Source organism: Sphaerothrix gracilis Ecp01 (assembly GCF_030405905.1).
Classification (GTDB): Bacteria; Cyanobacteriota; Cyanobacteriia; order Phormidesmidales; family Phormidesmidaceae; genus Sphaerothrix; species Sphaerothrix gracilis.
In genome coordinates this window covers 1-2,349 of record NZ_JASATW010000088.1, presented here as the reverse complement: position 1 = coordinate 2,349, position 2,349 = coordinate 1, and the positions used below count along the sequence as shown (strand labels likewise).

Here is a 2,349-nt window from a genome sequence, read left to right as displayed (position 1 = left end):
CTCGAGGTCCCGATAGCTCAAGGCATAGCGGCAGTACCAACGGATGTTGAGCAGTATGACTTCAGGCTGAAAGTGCTTCCACTTGAACAGGGCAGGATGAGACATGAAGGTGAAGTTGGTGGTAGATGACATGAGGAAATCGGTCTCCTAATCTACCACTCCTGAGTTTTTGCGACAGAACCAAATTTAATGCCCTCACCCGTGAGATGGAGATGGTGCGCACGCAGCTCAGACTGGAAAATCGAAGTTTACAGGCACGCTATGACCAGATGCAAGCCGAGCGGGACGATCTACAGCTTGAAATTTGGGAACTTGAGGACCTGATCGAAGAGTTGTTTGGTTTGCTAACCGCGACGAGCGCGTCAAGCTCTGATGCTGAGCTGGCGCCAATTGAGGAACCCCCGCAAACTCAGGCTCTACCAGCAGTAATTCCAGCAAAGCTGCCGACAGTTGATCTATCAACTACTAAGCTGGCTCTAGTCGGTGGGCATCATACTACTCGACGCGGGGTGATTCAGGCGCTATCACAGTATCATGGCTTAACCCAATGGGTAGAATTGCCCCCGTTTAGCAAGCATGGGTTTGGTCGAAGCACGATTAAGGCAAAAATTTGGGACTGCGACCTGATTGTGCTGATTACGGGATATATGAAGCACCAACAGACTGATAGCATTATGCAGTTGAGGAAGGGGGGAAGCTTATCAGGCGAGGTCTTACTATTGAGCCGTCGTGGGAAGAGTGGAGTAGTGCGAGAAATTTTGGCTCACGTGAGTCAAAAGAATTGTTAACCCTAGCGTTGGGAGATTGCCGCCTAGAGAATTGACTGCTAATCTGAGGGGGCCTGCCGATCCTTGAAAACCGCATAACTTCGTTGACCCCCTCAGATTGCTTTCCGTGCAAGGGTTTGAGCCCTGTTTGAAGGGGGGTTATTGACAGTGATTCTCATTTATTCGGCCTTGAAACAGACCCCCTCAGATTTGGGGTGTTGAAAGCCTTGCCCAGCAAGGGCTCCAGATCGAGGGGGTTTCAATCTCATTACCCCGAAAGGGGACGGAAACCCTCAATGTCGCCAATTCCACGCTCAATGGCGTGTTTCAATCTCATTACCCCGAAAGGGGACGGAAACCATGAAGCACGCTTATTCTCCTCTTCCAGGACTTGTTTCAATCTCATTACCCCGAAAGGGGACGGAAACTCTTCCAGCTTAGCTTGCCTAAGTTTTGGATCTACAGTGTTTCAATCTCATTACCCCGAAAGGGGACGGAAACCATTAAGCAGACCGTGCCTGCCTGGGCCGCCTGCAAAACGCGTTTCAATCTCATTACCCCGAAAGGGGACGGAAACGTTACATGGAGCTCATAAACTTTGTATGAGCTCAGTGGGTTTCAATCTCATTACCCCGAAAGGGGACGGAAACCGTACTCCGGAAGCTTACGAACAGTCGTAATCTCACCGTTTCAATCTCATTACCCCGAAAGGGGACGGAAACTGTATATTCCAAAAATAAAATTTTATAAACAAAGTGTTTCAATCTCATTACCCCGAAAGGGGACGGAAACTCTTGAGTCCACTTTTTAGCAGCTATGATCTGGTTTCAATCTCATTACCCCAAAAGGGGACGGAAACATTTCGTTGTCTTTTTGAACTTCTTTATATCCTGTTTCAATCTCATTACCCCGAAAGGGGACGGAAACGGGAAGCACAAATTGCCCGCCAAATAGCAATAAGAAGGTTTCAATCTCATTACCCCGAAAGGGGACGGAAACAATACAACTGGGCAACTGACTGACTGTTGGTTGTAGTCAGGTTTCAATCTCATTACCCCGAAAGGGGACGGAAACCTGCGGCTGATTTGAAAGGAACCATAATATCCCCCTGGTTTCAATCTCATTACCCCGAAAGGGGACGGAAACATCTGCGCCAGCGTAGCGTTGAGCCGGTTGTGACGTTTCAATCTCATTACCCCGAAAGGGGACGGAAACCTTAACCAAGGTAGAAGTTAGAAGGCAAAAGTATGAAAGGGATGGCGTACAAGATGTTGGAGTCGATGCTACGAGAAGTCTGCAACTCTATGCGATAGGTGCTCGCTTTTGAACCTATCTCAACCCCTGCCTTCTGTCTCTATTTCTGCCTTCTGCCTTCCGTCCTCTGCTTTCTAAACTTTCCTTCCCTTCTGCCTTCTTATTTCTGCCTTTTAATCCTATGCCTGCTGCTCCAAAGGCAACTCACCCCCTAACGCCACCGCCACTAGAGACCCTAGCCCAGCTAGGAATCCTACCTGAACGTGTTCGTTTCGTGGAGCCGCGATCGCGCCGTGCTCACTGCCAGGCCATCATCAACTGGCTAACG

General features: G+C 49.1%; 1 protein-coding gene, 1 pseudogene and 1 CRISPR repeat array. Of the genes and pseudogenes, one reads left to right on the top strand and one right to left on the bottom strand.

Features of this window, described 5'->3' with window-relative positions:
* Positions 1 to 105: pseudogene (locus QJQ48_RS27755) on the bottom strand (IS6 family transposase); the annotation flags it as partial.
* Positions 106 to 212: 107 nt separating this feature from the next.
* Here QJQ48_RS27755 and QJQ48_RS27750 point away from each other — a divergent pair.
* Complete coding sequence (locus tag QJQ48_RS27750) at positions 213 to 788, top strand: hypothetical protein (protein WP_346294448.1); 576 nt, start codon at positions 213 to 215, stop codon at positions 786 to 788.
* Between the two features lie 235 nt (positions 789 to 1,023).
* Positions 1,024 to 1,982: a CRISPR direct-repeat array (repeat unit 35 nt; unit sequence GTTTCAATCTCATTACCCCGAAAGGGGACGGAAAC).
* Positions 1,983 to 2,349: the final 367 nt, after the last annotated feature.

What these genes read in the sequence shown, in the direction of transcription:
- QJQ48_RS27750 (WP_346294448.1), top strand. Translation starts at nt 213, where the DNA reads ATGGTGCGCACGCAGCTCAGACTGGAAAATCGAAGTTTACAGGCACGC.